Below are 10,038 nucleotides of genomic sequence, written 5' to 3'. Positions count from 1 at the left end.
CGATGGAACTCGTTATCACGGGTAGCAACAACAAGGTCTCGGTCTCCGACGCCGTGTTCGGTCGCGATTTCAGCGAAGATCTGGTCCACCAGGTCGTCGTTGCTTACCGCAACGCCGGTCGCGCCGGCACCAAGGCACAGAAGACTCGCTCCGAAGTGGCTGGTACCACCAAGAAGTCGAAGAAGCAGAAGGGCGGCGGCGCGCGTCATGGCGCACTGACGGCTCCGATCTTCGTCGGCGGCGGTGTCACCTTCGCGGCCAAGCCGCGCAGCTTCGAGCAGAAGGTCAATCGTAAGCAGTACCGTGCCGCCATGTGCGCGATCCTGTCCGAGCTGAACCGTCAGGGCCGTCTGACCATCGTGGAGGCCTTCGATGTCGAAGCGACCAGCACGAAGGGTCTGATCGCCAAGCTGGCCGGCCTGGAAGTGGGCAAGCGCCCGCTGATCGTCACCGAGGAAGCCTCCGAGCACCTGTACCTGTCCGCCCGCAATCTGCCGTACGTGCAGGTGCGTGACGTGCAGGGCCTGGACCCGGTGTCGCTGGTCGGTGCCGACACGGTCGTCATCACCGCTGACGCGGTCAAGAAGGTCGAGGAGTGGCTGGCATGAACAGCAACGAAAAAATCTTCAGCGTGCTGCGTGCCCCGCGTGTCTCCGAAAAGACCGCGCGCCTGCAGGAACTCTCCAACCAGTATGTCTTCGAAGTTTCGAACGAAGCCACCAAGGCCGATGTAAAGGCCGCGGTTGAGCAGCTGTTCGACGTCAAGGTCGAAGCCGTCAACGTGGTCAACGTCAAGGGCAAGAACAAGTCCTTCCGTAACCGTGCTGGCCGCCGCGGCGATTGGCGCAAGGCGTACGTTCGCCTGGCCGACGGCCAGTCGATCGATGTAACGGCCAAGGCCTGAGGTACATCCCATGCCATTGATGAAATTCAAGCCCACTTCCCCCGGCCGCCGTTCGGCCGTGCGCGTGGTTACGCCCGACCTGCACAAGGGTGCTCCGCACGCTGCGCTGGTTGAGTCGCAGAGCCGCTCGGGTGGTCGTAACCACCACGGCCGCATCACCACCCGTCACGTCGGTGGTGGCCACAAGCAGCACTACCGCATCATCGACTTCAAGCGCAACAAGCTGGGCATCCCGGCGCGCGTGGAACGCATCGAATACGATCCGAACCGCACCGCCCATATCGCCCTGCTGTGCTACGTCGACGGCGAGCGTCGCTACATCATCGCCCCGAAGGGCCTGAAGGCCGGTGATCAGGTGATCGCTGGTTCGGATGCCCCGATCAAGGCGGGCAACACCCTGCCGCTGCGCAACATCCCGGTCGGTACCACCATCCACTGCATCGAGCTGAAGCCGGGCAAGGGCGCTCAGATCGCCCGCGCTGCAGGTGCTGCCGTGCAGCTGGTCGCCCGCGAAGGCATCTACGCCACCCTGCGCCTGCGCTCGGGTGAAATGCGTAAGGTTCCGGTCGAGTGCTGCGCCACCATCGGCGAAGTCGGCAACGACGAGCACAGCCTGGAAAAGCTGGGCAAGGCCGGTGCCAAGCGCTGGCGCGGCGTCCGCCCGACCGTTCGTGGTGCTGCCATGAACCCGGTTGACCACCCGCACGGTGGTGGTGAGGCCAAGGCCGGCCAGGGTAACCCGCATCCGGTCACCCCGTGGGGTGTCCCGACCAAGGGTTACAAGACGCGCCATAACAAGCGCACTCAGCAGTTCATCGTCCGCGATCGTAGGGGCTAATCGACCATGGCACGTTCACTCAAGAAGGGCCCGTTCGTCGATCACCACCTCGTCAAGAAGGTGGAGGCCGCTGCGGGCAGCAAGAAGCCGATCAAGACCTGGTCGCGCCGTTCGATGATCCTGCCTGACATGGTAGGCATCACCATTGCCGTGCATAACGGCAAGAACCACATCCCGGTTCTCGTCAACGAGAACATGGTCGGCCACAAGCTCGGCGAATTTGCCATCACCCGGACCTTCAAGGGTCACGGTGGTGACAAGAAGTCGGGCAAGTAAGGAGAGATGACAATGGAAGCGAAAGCCATCCTGCGCACTGCGCGCATCTCCCCGCAGAAGGCTCGCCTGGTCGCTGACCAGGTGCGCGGTCTGCCGGCCGAACGTGCGGTCAATCTGCTGAAGTTCTCGGACAAGAAGGCTGCCCACCTGATCAAGAAGGTGGTGGAGTCGGCTATTGCCAACGCCGAGAACAACCAGGGCGCCGACGTCGACGAGCTGAAGGTTCAGACCATCATGGTTGATGAAGGTCCGACCCTGAAGCGTTTCATGGCGCGGGCGAAAGGCCGCGGTACCCGCATCCTCAAGCGCACCAGCCACATCACTGTGGTTGTGGGCGCCGGCAAGTAAGCGGATAAGGAAAAGACCATGGGTCATAAAGTTCATCCGATTGGTATCCGTCTCGGTATTTCCAAGGACTGGAACTCCAAGTGGTACGCCAACAAGGCCGAGTTCGCTGGTTACCTGGCAGCCGACCTGAAAGTTCGCGAAATGCTGCGCAAGAAGCTGGCTCAGGCCGGCATCAGCAAGATCCTGATCGAGCGTCCGGCCAAGACCGCGCGCGTGACGATCCACACCGCCCGTCCGGGCGTGGTGATCGGCAAGCGTGGTGAGGACATCGAGAAGCTGCGCAAGGAAGTGAGCGAGATGATGGGCGTTCCGGCGCACATCAACGTCACCGAAGTGCGCAAGCCGGAACTGGACGCGCAGCTCGTTGCCGAGTCGATCGCCCAGCAGCTGGAGCGCCGCATCATGTTCCGCCGCGCAATGAAGCGCTCGGTGGGCAACGCGATGCGCCTGGGTGCCCTGGGCATCAAGGTCAACGTGGGTGGCCGCCTCAACGGTGCTGAAATCGCCCGTTCGGAGTGGTACCGCGAAGGCCGCGTGCCGCTGCACACCCTGCGTGCCGACATCGACTATGGCTTCGCTGAAGCCAAGACGACCTACGGCATCATCGGCATCAAGGTCTGGATCTACAAGGGCGAGGTCTTCGATTTCTCCCAGGTTGGCCAGGAAAAGCAGGACGACACCCCGTCGCGCAACGATCGTCACGATCGCGGCGACCGTGGTGACCGTCAGCGCCCGGCCCGTGAAGCGAGGTAACGACAATGTTGCAACCCAAGCGAACCAAGTACCGCAAGGTACACAAGGGCCGTAACGAAGGCCTGAGCTGGAGCGCCAACGCTGTCAGCTTCGGCGAATACGGCCTGAAGGCAACCGCACACGGTCAGCTGACCGCGCGTCAGATCGAAGCGGCTCGCCGCTCGATCAGCCGCTACGTCAAGCGCGGCGGCAAGATGTGGATCCGCGTGTTCCCCGACAAGCCCATCACCAAGAAGCCCATCGAAGTTCGAATGGGTTCGGGTAAGGGTAACGTGGAATACTGGGTGGCCCAGATCCAGCCCGGCCGCATGATCTATGAAATCGAGGGTGTTTCCGAGGAAGTGGCTCGCGAGGCGTTCCGCCTGGCCGCCGCCAAGCTCTCGGTCACCACCACTTTCGTGACCCGTACGGTGCGCTGATGGATATCAAAACTCTCCGTGAAAAGTCGGCTGACGAACTCAAGGCCCACCTGATCGACCTGCGTAAGGAACAGTTCTCTGTCCGTATGCAGCAGGTCACCGGCCAGCTGCCGAAGACCCACGACATCCGCCGGGTCCGTCGCGAGATTGCTCGCGTCAAGACCCTGCTCGGCAGCACGAAGTAAGGATGGCCGCTATGAGCGACAATACTGAAAACAAGACGCTGCGCACGGTCGAAGGCCGTGTCGTCAGCAACAAGATGGACAAGACGGTTACCGTCCTGGTTGAGCGTCAGGTCAAGCACGCACTGTACGGCAAGTACATCAAGCGCTCGACGAAGCTGCACGCCCACGATGCCGACAACGCCTGCAAGGAAGGCGATGTCGTCCGCGTGACCGAGATTGCTCCGATGTCCAAGACCAAGAACTGGCGCGTGGTGGAAGTCATCACGCGTGCGGCTGAATAAGGAGTCTGAATCATGATCCAGATGCAGAGCTACCTTGACGTCGCGGACAATTCGGGTGCCAAGCAGGTGATGTGCTTCAAGGTGCTGGGTGGTTCCAAGCGCCGTTACGCCGGCATCGGCGACATCATCAAGGTCACCGTGAAGGATGCGATTCCGCGCGGCAAGGTCAAGAAGGGTGAAGTGTATGACGCCGTCGTGGTGCGTACCCGCAAGGGTGTGCGTCGCGCCGACGGCTCGCTGATCCGCTTCGACGGCAACGCTGCCGTCCTGCTGAACAACAAGCAGGAGCCGATCGGTACCCGTATCTTCGGGCCGGTGACCCGTGAACTTCGTTCGGAGAAGTTCATGAAGATCGTCTCGCTCGCTCCCGAAGTGCTGTGAGCGACAGGAGATAATCATGGCTAACCGTATCAAGAAGGGCGACCAGGTCGTCGTCAACACCGGCAAGGACAAGGGCAAGCAGGGCGAAGTCGTCCGCGTCGACGGCGACCGTGTGGTCGTCGCCAACGTGAACATCGTCAAGCGCCACACCAAGCCGAACCCGCAGGCAGGCGTTGCCGGCGGCGTGGTCGAGCGTGAAGCTTCGATCCATATCTCCAACGTGAATGTGCTGAACCCGGCTTCGGGCAAGGGCGAACGCGTTGGCTTCAAGGTGCTGGAGGATGGACGCAAACTGCGTGTGTTCCGCTCCAGCGGTGAGGCGCTCGACGCCTGAGGAATGAGAAGATGACTTCCCGTCTCGAAAAGTTCTACAAGGACGAAGTGGTGCCGGCGCTGATGAAGCAGTTCGGCTACACCAATCCGATGGAAGTGCCGAAGCTCGTCAAGGTCACCCTGAACATGGGTGTCGGCGAAGCGGCCACCAACAAGAAGATCCTGGAAAACGCCGTCGGCGACATGACCAAGATTTCCGGCCAGAAGCCGGTTGTCACCAAGTCGCGTATTTCGGTTGCGTCGTTCAAGATCCGCGATGGTTGGCCGATCGGCTGCAAGACCACGCTGCGTCGCCACAAGATGTACGAGTTCCTGGATCGCCTGATCAACATCTCGCTGCCGCGCGTGCGCGACTTCCGTGGTGTCTCCGGTCGTTCCTTCGACGGTCGCGGCAACTTCAACATGGGTGTGAAGGAACAGATCATCTTCCCGGAAATCGACTTCGACGCTGTCGACGCGATCCGCGGCATGGATATCGCCATCACCACCACTGCGAAGACCGACGCGGAAGCGAAGGCGCTGCTGGCAGCGTTCAAGTTCCCGTTCCGTAACTGATCCGTCGAGGAAACCGAAATGGCAAAGACCTCCATGGTCAACCGCGACATCAAGCGGGAAAAGCTGGCCAAGAAGTACGCTGAGAAGCGTGCTGCTCTGAAGAAGATCGTGTCCTCGGTAGACGCGAGCTACGACGAGAAGATCGAAGCTGCTGCCAAGCTGGCCAAGCTGCCGCGCGATTCGTCGCCGAGCCGCCAGCGCAACCGCTGCGAACTGTCCGGCCGTCCGCGTGGCGTCTACAGCAAGTTCGGCCTGGGCCGCAACAAGCTGCGTGAAGCCACCATGCGTGGCGACGTCCCGGGTCTGCGCAAGGCCAGCTGGTAATCCCAGCCGGTCCTGCGATCAGGCGCCCCTCCGGGGGTTCCTGAACCGGGGAGGGGAGGCATTCAGCCTCCCTTTCGCAAAAAACCCGAAGAGCCCGACGCAAGTCGGGCTCTTTTGGCGTATACTCCCGCGTCTTGCCCTGTGCAGACGGGGTTGTAGGGCGGGCCACAGGTCCGCTGCATCAAGGGACCTGGCCCGTTTCCAGGAGACAACAGATTTTCGCGAAAGCGGATATCGGTGCACTCAAAGGTACTCATATGAGCATGACTGATCCCATCGCCGACCTGCTGGTCCGCATCAAGAATGCGGCCGCGGTTGGCAAGCAGACGGTGAAAGCCCCGTCGTCCAAGATCAAGGTTGCGATCGCCCAGGTCCTGAAGGACGAGGGTTACATCACCGACCTGCGCGTTACCCAGCTGGAGAACAACAAGGCCGAGCTGGAAATCGTGCTGAAGTATTTCGAAGGCAAGCCGGTCATCGCGACCCTGAAGCGCTTCTCGCGTTCGGGCCTGCGCCAGTACCGCGGCAAGAGCGAGCTGCCGAAGGTCATGAACGGCCTGGGCATCTCCATCATTTCCACCTCCAAGGGCATCATGACTGATGCGCAGGCGCGCCAGCTGGGCGTCGGCGGCGAAGTCCTGTGCTTCGTGGCCTAAGGCGAAAGGAGTAGAACTATGTCCCGTGTAGCCAAGAAGCCGATCGACCTGGGTAAGGTTGAACTGAACGTCCAGTCGGAAAGCGTCACCGCCAAGGGCCCGAAGGGCACCCTGTCGCTGGCCAAGCCGGCCGGTATTGCCATCAACGTCGACAACGGCGTTGCCACCCTGAGCACCGAGAACGTCGAACTGGTCGCACTGACCGGTACCGTGCGTGCGATCCTGGCCAACATGGTCAAGGGCGTGTCCGAAGGCTTCGAGCGCAAGCTGGAGCTGGTCGGCGTGGGTTACCGCGCTGCCATGCAGGGCAAGGACCTGAGCCTGTCGCTGGGCTTCTCGCACCCGGTCGTGTTCGTGGCGCCGGAAGGCATCACGCTGTCCACCCCGACCCAGACCGAGATCCTGGTCCAGGGCGCGGACAAGCAGGCCGTCGGTGAAGTTGCCGCCAAGATCCGTGCGTTCCGCAAGCCGGAGCCGTACAAGGGCAAGGGCGTGAAGTACTCCGACGAAGTCATCATCCGTAAGGAAGCCAAGAAGGCCTAATAGGCGCTTCCGCTTTCATAGGAAAAACATCATGAACAAGAACATCGCCCGCCTGCGTCGCGCCAAGTCGACCCGCGCCCACATCCGTGAGCTCGGCGTCGCCCGCCTGTCGGTGCTGCGCACCGGCCAGCACCTGTATGCCCAGGTCTTCACCGCCGACGGTTCCAAGGTGCTGGCTGCCGCCAACACCACCCAGTCCGACGTCAAGGAAGGCCTGAAGAGCGGCAAGAATGTCGATGCCGCCGCCAAGGTTGGCCGCATCGTCGCTGAGCGTGCCAAGGCCGCCGGCGTCGAGAGGGTTGCCTTCGATCGTTCGGGTTACCGTTACCACGGCCGTATCAAGGCCCTGGCAGAGGCTGCCCGCGAAGCCGGCCTGCAGTTCTAAGGGATCGGGGCAGGGGGCCGATGGCCCCCTGTCCGCCTGCTCGCCAGCCTGAGCGAGGCTGGACGGCGCCATTCTTCTGCAGTGGCCCACCGGAACGACGCGTCATTCCACAACCATAAGCGGCCCTGAGCCGTACATACCCAACAACCAAGGAATCAACATGGCAGAAGAGCGTCAGCAGCGGGGTCGCGATCGCGACCGTAACCGCGAAGAGAAGATCGACGACGGCATGATCGAAAAGCTGGTCGCGGTCAACCGCGTCAGCAAGACCGTCAAGGGTGGTCGCCAGTTCACCTTCACCGCCCTGACCGTGGTCGGCGACGGCGAAGGCAAGGTCGGTTTCGGTTATGGCAAGGCCCGCGAAGTGCCGGTCGCCATCCAGAAGTCGATGGAACAGGCCCGCAAGAACCTGGTCAGCGTTGACCTGAACAACGGCACCCTGTGGCACACCATCAAGGATGGTCATGGCGCAGCCCGCGTGTTCATGCAGCCGGCTTCGGAAGGTACCGGCGTCATCGCCGGCGGTGCCATGCGCGCCGTCCTGGAAGCGGTTGGCGTGAAGAACGTGCTGGCCAAGGCCACCGGTTCGCGCAACCCGATCAACCTGGTGCGTGCCACCGTGAAGGGCCTGTCTGCAGCGCAGTCGCCGGCCCGCATCGCGGCCAAGCGCGGCAAGAAGGTGGAGGAACTCAACCATGGCTAATGAGTCCAACAAGACTGTGAAGGTGCGCCTGGTGCGCGGCCTGCGTGGTGCCCAGTCGCGTCACCGCCTGTCGGTGCGTGCCCTGGGTCTGAACAAGCTCAACGATGTGCGTGAACTGAAGGACAGCCCGCAGGTTCGCGGCCTGATCAATACCGTTCACTACCTCGTCAAGGTTGAGGAGTAATCGATCATGACTCTGCGTCTCAATGAACTGAGCCCGGCACCGGGCGCCCGTACCGAGCGCACCCGCGTCGGTCGCGGTATCGGCTCGGGCCTGGGCAAGACTGCCGGCCGCGGCCACAAGGGTTCGTTCGCCCGCAAGGGTGGCGGCAAGATCAAGGCCGGCTTCGAAGGCGGCCAGACCCCCATGCAGCGTCGTCTGCCGAAGATCGGCTTCCGTTCGCCGATCGCCAAGGACACCGCTGAAGTGCTGCTGTACCAGCTGGACAAGCTGCCGGCCGGCGAGATCGACTTCGCCGCCCTGCGTGCCGCCAAGCTGGTCCCGAGCACTGCCAAGAAGGCCAAGGTCGTCGTCAAGGGCGAAGTGACCAAGGCGTTCACCCTGAAGGGTGTTGCTGCCACGGCCGGTGCCAAGGCTGCGATCGAAGCTGCCGGCGGCAGCGTAACGGAGTAAGAAAATCATGGCGCAAGCTGGCATCGGTAACCTCGCGGGCGGAATGGGCAAGTTCACTGAACTTCGCCAACGTTTGCTGTTCGTCGTCGGGGCTTTGATCGTCTATCGCATCGGCTGCTACGTGCCGGTGCCGGGCGTCAATCCCGATGCCATGCTTGCCATGATGCAACAGCAGGGCGGCGGCATCGTGGACATGTTCAACATGTTCTCGGGCGGCGCCCTGCACCGTTTCAGCATCTTCGCGCTGAACGTGATGCCGTACATCTCGGCATCGATCGTGATGCAGCTGGCCGTGCACATCTTCCCCGCCCTGAAGGCGATGCAGAAGGAAGGTGAGTCCGGTCGCCGCAAGATCACCCAGTATTCGCGCATCGGCGCCGTGCTGCTGGCAGTGGTGCAGGGCGGTTCGATCGCTCTGGCCCTGCAGGGCCAGGTCTCGCCGTCGGGCGCTCCGGTCGTGTACGCGCCGGGCATGGGCTTCGTGCTCACCGCCGTGGTCGCACTCACCGCCGGCACCATGTTCCTGATGTGGGTCGGTGAGCAGGTCACCGAGCGCGGCATCGGCAACGGCGTGTCGCTGATCATCTTCGCCGGTATCGTGGCGGGCCTGCCGGGCGCGGTCATCCATACCTTCGATGCCTACCGCGACGGCAACATCCAGTTCATCCAGCTGCTGCTGATCGCCATCGTCGTACTCGCCTTCACCTTCTTCGTGGTGTTCGTCGAGCGCGGCCAGCGCCGGATCACGGTCAATTACGCGCGCCGCCAGGGCGGTCGCAATGCGTACATGAACCAGACCTCGTTCCTGCCGCTGAAGCTAAACATGGCCGGCGTCATCCCGGCGATCTTCGCCTCGAGCCTGCTGGCCTTCCCGGCCACCCTGGCCATGTGGTCCGGCCAGGCGGCCAACCAGAGCAGCTTCGGCCAGGTCCTGCAGAAGGTCGCCAACGCGCTGGGTCCGGGCGAGCCGCTGCACATGATCGTGTTCGCTGCGCTGATCACCGGTTTCGCGTTCTTCTACACCGCGCTGGTGTTCAACTCGCAGGAAACCGCCGACAACCTGAAGAAGTCGGGCGCACTGATTCCGGGCATCCGTCCGGGCAAGGCCACCGCCGACTACATCGACGGCGTGCTGACCCGCCTGACCGCAGCCGGCTCGGCCTACCTGGTGATCGTCTGCCTGCTGCCGGAACTGATGCGCACGCAGCTGAACGCCTCGTTCTACTTCGGCGGTACCTCGCTGCTGATCGTGGTGGTGGTGGTGATGGACTTCATCGCCCAGGTGCAGGCGCACCTGATGTCCCACCAGTACGAGAGCCTGCTGAAGAAGGCCAACCTGAAGGGTGGCAACCGCGGCGGTTTTGCCCGCGGCTGATTCGCCTGTTATACTTTCGTCTTCCTGACGTGATGGTCCCTCCGCTTCGCGGACTCCGGCCACACAAACGAAGGGCGGCCCCCGCAGCGGTTCCGGGTGGGGGTGTGATGAGGTGGTCCCGCGCAGGAGTAGCGCGGGCGGCCCC

The 10,038-nt window shown here is 62.6% G+C and carries 20 protein-coding genes; all 20 read left to right on the top strand.

Features of this window, described 5'->3' with window-relative positions; translation table 11 throughout:
* Positions 1-2 precede the first annotated feature (2 nt).
* The 20 genes from rplD to secY all read left to right on the top strand — a co-directional run bounded on the left by rplD (position 3) and on the right by secY (position 9,893).
* Entirely contained in the window at positions 3-608 is a 606-nt protein-coding gene (gene rplD, locus ACVOKU_RS14805; RefSeq protein ID WP_053519740.1) for a 50S ribosomal protein L4, read from the top strand.
* On the top strand, positions 605-904 hold the full coding sequence (gene rplW, locus ACVOKU_RS14800) for a 50S ribosomal protein L23 (protein WP_004145338.1): 300 nt from the start codon (positions 605-607) through the stop codon (positions 902-904). Before rplD ends, rplW begins: the two co-directional genes overlap by 4 nt.
* 10 nt (positions 905-914) lie before the next feature.
* Entirely contained in the window at positions 915-1,742 is an 828-nt protein-coding gene (gene rplB, locus ACVOKU_RS14795) for a 50S ribosomal protein L2 (protein WP_053519741.1), read from the top strand.
* Positions 1,743-1,748: 6 nt separating this feature from the next.
* Complete coding sequence (rpsS, locus tag ACVOKU_RS14790; protein WP_005415413.1) at positions 1,749-2,018, top strand: 30S ribosomal protein S19; 270 nt, start codon at positions 1,749-1,751, stop codon at positions 2,016-2,018.
* A 12-nt stretch (positions 2,019-2,030) separates the two neighbouring features.
* Entirely contained in the window at positions 2,031-2,366 is a 336-nt protein-coding gene (rplV, locus tag ACVOKU_RS14785) for a 50S ribosomal protein L22 (protein ID WP_080375339.1), read from the top strand.
* Between the two features lie 18 nt (positions 2,367-2,384).
* Positions 2,385-3,119, top strand: a complete 735-nt coding sequence (gene rpsC, locus ACVOKU_RS14780) for a 30S ribosomal protein S3 (protein WP_004145350.1) — start codon at positions 2,385-2,387, stop codon at positions 3,117-3,119.
* Between the two features lie 5 nt (positions 3,120-3,124).
* Entirely contained in the window at positions 3,125-3,538 is a 414-nt protein-coding gene (rplP, locus tag ACVOKU_RS14775; RefSeq protein ID WP_053519743.1) for a 50S ribosomal protein L16, read from the top strand.
* Positions 3,538-3,723, top strand: a complete 186-nt coding sequence (rpmC, locus tag ACVOKU_RS14770; RefSeq protein WP_004154487.1) for a 50S ribosomal protein L29 — start codon at positions 3,538-3,540, stop codon at positions 3,721-3,723. Before rplP ends, rpmC begins: the two co-directional genes overlap by 1 nt.
* Before the next feature lie 11 nt (positions 3,724-3,734).
* A complete protein-coding gene (rpsQ, locus tag ACVOKU_RS14765) occupies positions 3,735-4,004 on the top strand; it encodes a 30S ribosomal protein S17 (RefSeq protein ID WP_053519744.1) in 270 nt (89 codons plus the stop codon).
* Positions 4,005-4,016: 12 nt separating this feature from the next.
* Complete coding sequence (rplN, locus tag ACVOKU_RS14760; RefSeq protein WP_010483978.1) at positions 4,017-4,385, top strand: 50S ribosomal protein L14; 369 nt, start codon at positions 4,017-4,019, stop codon at positions 4,383-4,385.
* Positions 4,386-4,401: 16 nt separating this feature from the next.
* Entirely contained in the window at positions 4,402-4,719 is a 318-nt protein-coding gene (rplX, locus tag ACVOKU_RS14755; RefSeq protein WP_053519745.1) for a 50S ribosomal protein L24, read from the top strand.
* Positions 4,720-4,730: 11 nt separating this feature from the next.
* Positions 4,731-5,273: a 50S ribosomal protein L5 gene (rplE, locus tag ACVOKU_RS14750; RefSeq protein WP_053519746.1), complete on the top strand. Its 543-nt coding sequence runs from the start codon at positions 4,731-4,733 to the stop codon at positions 5,271-5,273.
* An 18-nt stretch (positions 5,274-5,291) separates the two neighbouring features.
* Positions 5,292-5,597: a 30S ribosomal protein S14 gene (gene rpsN, locus ACVOKU_RS14745; protein WP_053519747.1), complete on the top strand. Its 306-nt coding sequence runs from the start codon at positions 5,292-5,294 to the stop codon at positions 5,595-5,597.
* Positions 5,598-5,854: 257 nt separating this feature from the next.
* Entirely contained in the window at positions 5,855-6,253 is a 399-nt protein-coding gene (rpsH, locus tag ACVOKU_RS14740; RefSeq protein ID WP_005415417.1) for a 30S ribosomal protein S8, read from the top strand.
* Between the two features lie 18 nt (positions 6,254-6,271).
* Complete coding sequence (gene rplF / locus ACVOKU_RS14735; protein WP_053519748.1) at positions 6,272-6,796, top strand: 50S ribosomal protein L6; 525 nt, start codon at positions 6,272-6,274, stop codon at positions 6,794-6,796.
* A gap of 31 nt (positions 6,797-6,827) precedes the next feature.
* Complete coding sequence (rplR, locus tag ACVOKU_RS14730) at positions 6,828-7,181, top strand: 50S ribosomal protein L18 (RefSeq protein ID WP_481560280.1); 354 nt, start codon at positions 6,828-6,830, stop codon at positions 7,179-7,181.
* A gap of 160 nt (positions 7,182-7,341) precedes the next feature.
* Complete coding sequence (rpsE, locus tag ACVOKU_RS14725; RefSeq protein WP_005408213.1) at positions 7,342-7,884, top strand: 30S ribosomal protein S5; 543 nt, start codon at positions 7,342-7,344, stop codon at positions 7,882-7,884.
* Positions 7,877-8,068 carry a 50S ribosomal protein L30 gene (gene rpmD / locus ACVOKU_RS14720; RefSeq protein ID WP_004145412.1) on the top strand — a complete coding sequence of 64 codons (192 nt, stop codon included), beginning with the start codon at positions 7,877-7,879 and terminating at the stop codon, positions 8,066-8,068. Before rpsE ends, rpmD begins: the two co-directional genes overlap by 8 nt.
* A gap of 6 nt (positions 8,069-8,074) precedes the next feature.
* Positions 8,075-8,518, top strand: coding sequence for a 50S ribosomal protein L15 (gene rplO / locus ACVOKU_RS14715; protein ID WP_053519751.1), 444 nt, complete (start codon positions 8,075-8,077; stop codon positions 8,516-8,518).
* A 7-nt stretch (positions 8,519-8,525) separates the two neighbouring features.
* Positions 8,526-9,893, top strand: coding sequence for a preprotein translocase subunit SecY (gene secY, locus ACVOKU_RS14710; protein WP_005415420.1), 1,368 nt, complete (start codon positions 8,526-8,528; stop codon positions 9,891-9,893).
* The last annotated feature ends 145 nt before the right edge of the window (positions 9,894-10,038 follow it).

It is taken from the genome of Stenotrophomonas sp. STEN147, assembly GCF_056757995.1.
The sequence above is the reverse complement of the archived record's forward strand: the minus strand, read 5'-3'. Positions and strand labels throughout refer to the sequence as shown.

Excerpts from the sequence above, each read along its gene's own strand:
- rplW (WP_004145338.1), top strand. The coding sequence starts at position 605 with ATGAACAGCAACGAAAAAATCTTCAGCGTGCTGCGTGCCCCGCGTGTC.
- rpsH (WP_005415417.1), top strand. The coding sequence starts at position 5,855 with ATGAGCATGACTGATCCCATCGCCGACCTGCTGGTCCGCATCAAGAAT.
- rplN (WP_010483978.1), top strand. The coding sequence starts at position 4,017 with ATGATCCAGATGCAGAGCTACCTTGACGTCGCGGACAATTCGGGTGCC.
- rplV (WP_080375339.1), top strand. The coding sequence starts at position 2,031 with ATGGAAGCGAAAGCCATCCTGCGCACTGCGCGCATCTCCCCGCAGAAG.
- rpsE (WP_005408213.1), top strand. The coding sequence starts at position 7,342 with ATGGCAGAAGAGCGTCAGCAGCGGGGTCGCGATCGCGACCGTAACCGC.
- rplP (WP_053519743.1), top strand. The coding sequence starts at position 3,125 with ATGTTGCAACCCAAGCGAACCAAGTACCGCAAGGTACACAAGGGCCGT.
- rplX (WP_053519745.1), top strand. The coding sequence starts at position 4,402 with ATGGCTAACCGTATCAAGAAGGGCGACCAGGTCGTCGTCAACACCGGC.
- rplO (WP_053519751.1), top strand. The coding sequence starts at position 8,075 with ATGACTCTGCGTCTCAATGAACTGAGCCCGGCACCGGGCGCCCGTACC.
- rpmD (WP_004145412.1), top strand. The coding sequence starts at position 7,877 with ATGGCTAATGAGTCCAACAAGACTGTGAAGGTGCGCCTGGTGCGCGGC.
- rplF (WP_053519748.1), top strand. The coding sequence starts at position 6,272 with ATGTCCCGTGTAGCCAAGAAGCCGATCGACCTGGGTAAGGTTGAACTG.
- rplR (WP_481560280.1), top strand. The coding sequence starts at position 6,828 with ATGAACAAGAACATCGCCCGCCTGCGTCGCGCCAAGTCGACCCGCGCC.
- rpsS (WP_005415413.1), top strand. The coding sequence starts at position 1,749 with ATGGCACGTTCACTCAAGAAGGGCCCGTTCGTCGATCACCACCTCGTC.
- rpsN (WP_053519747.1), top strand. The coding sequence starts at position 5,292 with ATGGCAAAGACCTCCATGGTCAACCGCGACATCAAGCGGGAAAAGCTG.
- rplB (WP_053519741.1), top strand. The coding sequence starts at position 915 with ATGCCATTGATGAAATTCAAGCCCACTTCCCCCGGCCGCCGTTCGGCC.
- rpsC (WP_004145350.1), top strand. The coding sequence starts at position 2,385 with ATGGGTCATAAAGTTCATCCGATTGGTATCCGTCTCGGTATTTCCAAG.
- rplE (WP_053519746.1), top strand. The coding sequence starts at position 4,731 with ATGACTTCCCGTCTCGAAAAGTTCTACAAGGACGAAGTGGTGCCGGCG.
- rpsQ (WP_053519744.1), top strand. The coding sequence starts at position 3,735 with ATGAGCGACAATACTGAAAACAAGACGCTGCGCACGGTCGAAGGCCGT.
- secY (WP_005415420.1), top strand. The coding sequence starts at position 8,526 with ATGGCGCAAGCTGGCATCGGTAACCTCGCGGGCGGAATGGGCAAGTTC.
- rplD (WP_053519740.1), top strand. The coding sequence starts at position 3 with ATGGAACTCGTTATCACGGGTAGCAACAACAAGGTCTCGGTCTCCGAC.
- rpmC (WP_004154487.1), top strand. The coding sequence starts at position 3,538 with ATGGATATCAAAACTCTCCGTGAAAAGTCGGCTGACGAACTCAAGGCC.